General features: G+C 69.4%; 6 protein-coding genes. 1 reads left to right on the top strand and 5 read right to left on the bottom strand.

The window, feature by feature from the left end; translation table 11 throughout:
* Window positions 1–26: 26 nt before the first annotated feature.
* A complete protein-coding gene (locus tag NTX40_05445) occupies window positions 27–1,340 on the bottom strand; it encodes a polysaccharide biosynthesis C-terminal domain-containing protein (protein MCX5648526.1) in 1,314 nt (437 codons plus the stop codon).
* 681 nt (window positions 1,341–2,021) lie between these two features.
* Here NTX40_05445 and rfbD point away from each other — a divergent pair.
* Window positions 2,022–2,930, top strand: coding sequence for a dTDP-4-dehydrorhamnose reductase (gene rfbD, locus NTX40_05450; protein MCX5648527.1), 909 nt, complete (start codon window positions 2,022–2,024; stop codon window positions 2,928–2,930).
* A gap of 132 nt (window positions 2,931–3,062) precedes the next feature.
* Here rfbD and NTX40_05455 read toward each other — a convergent pair whose 3' ends face one another.
* Genes NTX40_05455 through NTX40_05470 form a run of 4 tightly spaced genes read right to left on the bottom strand, consistent with a single transcriptional unit; the run spans window position 3,063 to window position 5,398 of the window.
* Entirely contained in the window at window positions 3,063–3,284 is a 222-nt protein-coding gene (locus tag NTX40_05455; GenBank protein ID MCX5648528.1) for a hypothetical protein, read from the bottom strand.
* Window positions 3,277–3,714: a hypothetical protein gene (locus NTX40_05460; GenBank protein ID MCX5648529.1), complete on the bottom strand. Its 438-nt coding sequence runs from the start codon at window positions 3,712–3,714 to the stop codon at window positions 3,277–3,279. Before NTX40_05460 ends, NTX40_05455 begins: the two co-directional genes overlap by 8 nt.
* Window positions 3,711–4,556 (bottom strand): hypothetical protein, encoded by an 846-nt coding sequence (locus NTX40_05465; protein MCX5648530.1) that lies wholly within the window; start codon window positions 4,554–4,556, stop codon window positions 3,711–3,713. Before NTX40_05465 ends, NTX40_05460 begins: the two co-directional genes overlap by 4 nt.
* Window positions 4,553–5,398 carry an alpha/beta hydrolase gene (locus NTX40_05470; GenBank protein MCX5648531.1) on the bottom strand — a complete coding sequence of 282 codons (846 nt, stop codon included), beginning with the start codon at window positions 5,396–5,398 and terminating at the stop codon, window positions 4,553–4,555. The genes NTX40_05465 and NTX40_05470 overlap by 4 nt, the downstream gene beginning before the upstream one ends.
* Window positions 5,399–5,683: the final 285 nt, after the last annotated feature.

Consider the following 5,683-nt stretch of genomic DNA (forward strand, 5'->3'; position numbering starts at 1 on the left):
GCAGCCCAAGCCGCCGCGCTCTTCTTTTAACTGGCCGGCGCGCCGGGGTCAAGCGGCGGGACGTCGGGGTCCGGGGCAGCGCGGGTTAACAGGTCCGCGAGTTCCGTCATCCCGAGGAAGCGGGCGACGGCGATGAACGCGGCGGCCCCGACCGCCACGCCGCCGAAACACTGAACGGCGTAGAGAGGCCGGCCGGCAAGGGACAGGAGCGGGACAGCCCAATGGATGACGGCCCAGACGGCGGCGCCCATGACGGCGGTGGCGAGGAGTGTGCGGCCGGCGCTCGCCGCCACGCCGCGCCAATCGAGCCCGGCCGAACGGCGGCTGAGGATCCGCGCGAGCACCACCGTTTGAAACACCGCCGACAGCGCGGTCGCGAGCGCCAGTCCGCCCTCGGCCATCGGCCAGACGAGGATGAGGTTGCACACGAAGTTGAGGCCGGCGGCGAGCATGGCGATGCGTCGCGGCGTGCGGATGTTCTGGATCGCGTAGAACGCCCGGACGAGGATGTGGTTGGCCGAGTACGACCAAAGGCCCAGCGCGTAGAGGCTGGCGACGCGCGCGGTCCGCTCGACGGCGTCGGGCATCTCGTGGAATTTGCCGTGGTCGAAGACGAGGCGAATCAGCGGCTCGCACAGCAGGATGATGCCGAGGCCGGCGGGCAGGCCGATGAAGAGCGTCAGGCGCAGGGCGTGCGACGCCGTCCGCGCCATCCCCGCGAGGTCCTTGCGCACCGCGTAGCGCGTCAGGACGGGAAAGATGACGGTCGCCAGGCCGATGCCGAACACCCCCAGAGGGAACTGGTAGATGAGCGGGCCGTAATAGAGCACCGAAGCCGCCCCGGTCTTCATCGGATAGGGTACCCGCCACGGGCCGAAAGCGAATGATTCGGGTGCGGTCGCGGAGGCGTCGGCGGCCGGGGCGTCGGCCGACACGTTCGGGCTCAAGAGGTTCGCCATCAGCGAATCCATGAACACATTAATCTGAATGACGCCGACCGCCAGGATAACGGGCCCCAGGAGTCCGACGACGCGCCGGAGGCCTTCGTCCCGAGGGTCCCAGAGCGGATGGAACTCGAGGCCCACCCGCCGCATGGCAGGCAGTTGGACGGCGATCTCCACCAGGCCGGCGACGAGGATCGCCCCCGCGATGACGTACGCCTGGGTCGCGCGGTCGCCAGCCACCCAGAGGCCCGCGGCGACGGCCCCGCCGATGATGAACAGGTTCAGCAGAACGGGCGCGAGGGCCGGCATGACGAAGTGCCGGCAACAGTTGAGGGCGGCCTGAAGGAGCGCGACGAGACAGACGAAGATGGCGAATGGGAAGAGGACGGCAGCCAGGCCGAAAATCAGATGCCACTTCGTCCCTGTTTCGGTAACTGGCGGCCTTGGGTCCGCCCTTCTCGAGGTAGTCGGTGAAGACCGGGACGAACGCGGCCGTCAGCGCGCCTTCGCCCAGCAGTTGCCTCAGGAGGTTGGGCATCCGGAACGCCATCGCGTAGGCGTCCATGACCGGGCCCGCGCCGAGGACGTGTGCGAGGGCAGCGTCGCGGGCGAGGCCGGCCAGGCGCGACAGGACCGTCAGGCCGCTGACCTGTCGAAAGTGTTTTAGAAAAGAGGCCACGCGAGGGCTCCGCCCGCGGCGGACATGCCGCCGGCTACGCCGGCCGGCGCGCCGACGGCCGACAGAACGTTGGAATCGGGGACGGCCGTACGCTACCTTGTGACCGGCGACTTGTCAACGTGAAAGCGAAGGGACAAAGGGACGCAGGGACGCAGGGATAAAGGGACGTAGGCGGGTGACAGACTGAGGGATGGAGGAGGCGCCCGCACCGTGAGCGGCGCAACAATAATGAATAGCCAACACCCAATATCCAATAGCAAAGGGTGGCGTGTGGACGGCGGTGGTGACGGCGCATCGCCGGTTCCGCGCCACCTCTGTCCCTTTGTCCCTTCGTCTCTTTGTCCCTCGTTACAAAAGCGCCCGGTTGCAGTTTCTTGGGTTCGCAAATGCCCGACCCCATGATCGAACTATCCACGGAATACTATCCGATTCTCGTGACCGGCGCAGGCGGGCTCCTAGGCCACGCCCTCGGGCCTCGCCTCGCCCGGGCCGCCCCCGCGCCGGAGGTTCTCCGCCTGACGGACCTGGCGCGAGGGGAGGCCGGCGGGTGCCCCATCCTCCCGCTCGACGTCACTGACGCGCGGGCCGTCGCGCGGGCGGTCCGCGACCTCGCGCCGCGGACAGTCTTCCACCTGGCCGCGTGGACCGACGTGGACGCGGCTGAGACGAACGAGGCGCTTGTTCGGCGGCTGAATGTGGAGGCGGCGGGAACCGTCGCCCGCGCGGCGGCCGACTGCGGCGCGCTCGTGGTCCACATGAGCACGGACTTCATCTTCGACGGCACGAAGACGGAACCTTACGTCGAGGAGGATCCGGCGAGCCCGCTCGGCGTGTACGCCCGCTCGAAGGCCGAGAGCGAGACCAGAGTCCGCGCGGCCGCGCCGGATTCGCACCTCATTGTACGGACGGCGTGGCTGTACGGGGCAGGGGGGCCGAACTTTGTCGAGACGATCCTGGCCGCGGCCCGCGCGGGCGGGCCCCTGCGCGTCGTGCGGGACCAGGTGGGGTGTCCCACCTGGAGCGAGGACCTCGCGCGGGCGCTCGTCGTGATGGTGGGGTCGGGCCTTCGCGGGACGTATCACGCCTGCGGCCGGGGGTCCGCCTCGCGACGGGAATTGGCGCAGGAGATCGTCCGCGCCGCCGGGCTCGACGTTCCTGTGGAACCGATCCGGAGCCGCGACCGGCCCGGCGAAGCGCCCCGGCCCGCCTGCGTGGTCCTCTCGACGGAGAAACTCCGGCGGGAGGCGGGCCACCAGTTCCCCGACTGGCGCGAGAGCGTCCGCGCCTACGTCGCCCGCTTGCGGTAGAGGCGCGGGTGACGTTCGCGGTGTGTGGCACGGCCGGTCTTGTCCGGCCGTGCATCGGCGCACGGCGGGACAAGGCCCGCCGTGCCACACTTTGTTTTGGCGAGCGTGCGGCACGTAGTGTCGGGGAACCCGTTAGAAAAGGATGGACACGAGGTAGAACGCCAGACCCAGGGCGAGCATGCCCAGGGCGACCGACACAAAGAAGTGGATGGACGAGAGTGCGATGTCCCTGGGCTTATCGAACTTCGTCGCCTTGTACACGACCGCGATGACCGCCAGGAGCGGGTAGAAGAGCCAGAGCGGATTGTGGAGGCTGACGAGACTGCGGAAGAAGTGGCTGAGGGATTCAAGCATCGTCGGTCTTGCCTCCGGTCTCGCGAGCCAGTTCGCGCTCCCGCTTCTCGCCCGGGTACGCCAGCAGGACATACGCGTCCATCATCACCAGGAGGTTCAGGAGTCCGGCGACGGCCGTGTAGAGCGTCCCTATCTCCCGGACGGGCGAAGCCCAGTCGACGGGCCGGCGGATGGCGAGATACTGGCTGAGGGGCGCCAGGAGCGCCGCCGGGCCGCCGGCGCCCAACTGCGGGGCGAACCACCATTCGTTCGGCAGGAGGTTGGTGCCTCGGCCCATGGCGAACCCCGCCACCAGGAGGCCGGTGATGAGGACGCCGAAGAGAACGGCCTTGCCTCGCTCCCCCGCATAGGCATGGCCGGCGCCGGGGAAGATCCATCCGAACACGAGTGCGGCCACGGGGCTGCGATGCGACGCGGTGCCGTCGGTCATGGCAGGTCTTTCCAGTCGCGAGTCAGCCGCGAGGCGTGGGTCCGGGGTTCCGTCGCCACGGGCCGCGCTTGGGGTTTGTCGGCCGTCTCGGGTTCCTTGCCGAGGACGAGGGGCGCGATCCGCACGCGGACGAAGGTCGGGTTGGTGGCCCCGAGATGGTCGCCGAGGTGTCCGAGCAGGACTTCGCCGGGGTTCCACGAGAACTGTTTGAGTTTTTCCTGGTAGAGGCGTTTGGTGGCCTCGGAAGCGCCGTCCGGTGGGCTGAAACCGACCAGGCCGCCGGCAACGCCTCCGCCGCGGTCCACCGTCCCGGCCAATGTCACGCCGAGGCTGAGGATCGTGTCCGCCACGCTGTTGAAACTGTAGATGTGTCCGTTGACGTTCTGCAGGGCGCGCGAGAGGTCGTAGCGGGTGTCGAGGCTGGAGGCGAGGAGCACCGCCCCCGTCGCCCGGACGCCCTGGAGGCTCTCCAGCGCCCAGACCACGAGGCCCGTCCCAGCCGAGACGCCGATCAGGTGTACCGGCTGGCCGGGGTGGTTCTTGAGGTAGGTTTCCACGCGTGTGGCCAGTTGCATGGCGCGTCGGCGGTTCTCCGCCACGTCCATCTGGTCGCCGAACACTTCTCCGCGCGACCAGTCGAACGCCTCGATCGCCTGGTCCACGCCGCCGGACGCGAGCCCGTCGCGGATGCGATTCACCTCGCCCATCATGCCGCCGGCGCCGCTCAGGCACACGACCAACCCGTGGTCGTAGCGTTCCGGCGACGTGTAATTCACCCCGCCGCAGCCTGCTGCGGCCATCGTCAGGGCCGCCAGCGCGAAGACCCATCCCCATCGGCTCATCCTGCTTCTCCTTCGCCCGCGGCCGCCCCCTCGAAAGATGCTATCGGCTCGCCGGGGTCGCTGGCTCCCGTCACAATCGGCGCGAGGAACTCGCGCGCAAACCGCGCGGTCGTCCACCCCATGTGCCCGCCCAGGTTGCCGTGGCGTACGAGGCTCGGCGTCCAGCGCACCTGGCGCACCTTTTCATACGCTTCCAAGTCATCGGACGCAAGATTTTCGGGCATCCGGAAGCCCAGGAACCCCGCGCCCGGCGAATGGCGGCGGTCCATCGTTCCGAAGACGGTCGTCGCGGCGGCCAGCATGCCCGCGTCCGCCCACGAGCAGGTCGCAACCAGGCGGTCCTCGACGGCCCGAAGGGCCGGCCCCAGGTTATACGCCGGCCCGAGCGCCGGCGCGAGGAGCACCGCCCGGCGGACCCGAACGTCCTCGGGCAGGGCCTCGAGGGCCCAGACGGCCACGGCCGCCCCGCCCGAATGCCCGATGAGCGTCACCGGGCGGCCGGGCATCGCCCGGGCGTAGGCCGCTATCCAGTCGGCCAGGTGCAAGGCCGTCGCGCGGTTCCGCTCCTCGGCCACCAAGTCCGCCAGGAACATCCCCGCGGGGCCCACGGTCCAGTCGTAGATGACGATGGCCGAGCGGACTCCCGCCAGGTCCAGTCCCCGCCGGATCCATCGGGGTCCCCAGTTGTATCCGCCGACGCCGTCCAGGCTGACGACCAACCCCGCCCGGAACCGCTCGGGGGCCGTCTGGCTGCTGCGGCGACCCATGCCGCCAGTCTCCGGATCGAAAACCGGATCGCCGGGGAACACGAACCCCCGCCAGCGCCAGCGAAATCTCACCATGGCCCCCTCGTGCCTCGTGGCAGGATGCAGGGAAGCCACAGTATAGCGGCGAGTGGGCGGTGTCCGCAATGCCTTTTCGCGGCGTGCGGGGGTGCCCCGCGCGCGCGAAAAAGAGCGCGGTGCCCGGACGGACGCCGCGCCACTGCCTCGTCTCGCGTTTGGTTTTCGCTAGGCCGCTTCCTTCCGCCGACGCCGCCAGACCATCGCCACCGCCAGCATCGCCGCGTAGGCCGCCAGCGCCCAGTAGAGGACTTGAATCAGCGTATTCCCATAGTTCTCAGAGAT

Source organism: Planctomycetota bacterium (assembly GCA_026387035.1).
Lineage (GTDB): Bacteria > Planctomycetota > Phycisphaerae > FEN-1346 > FEN-1346 > JAPLMM01.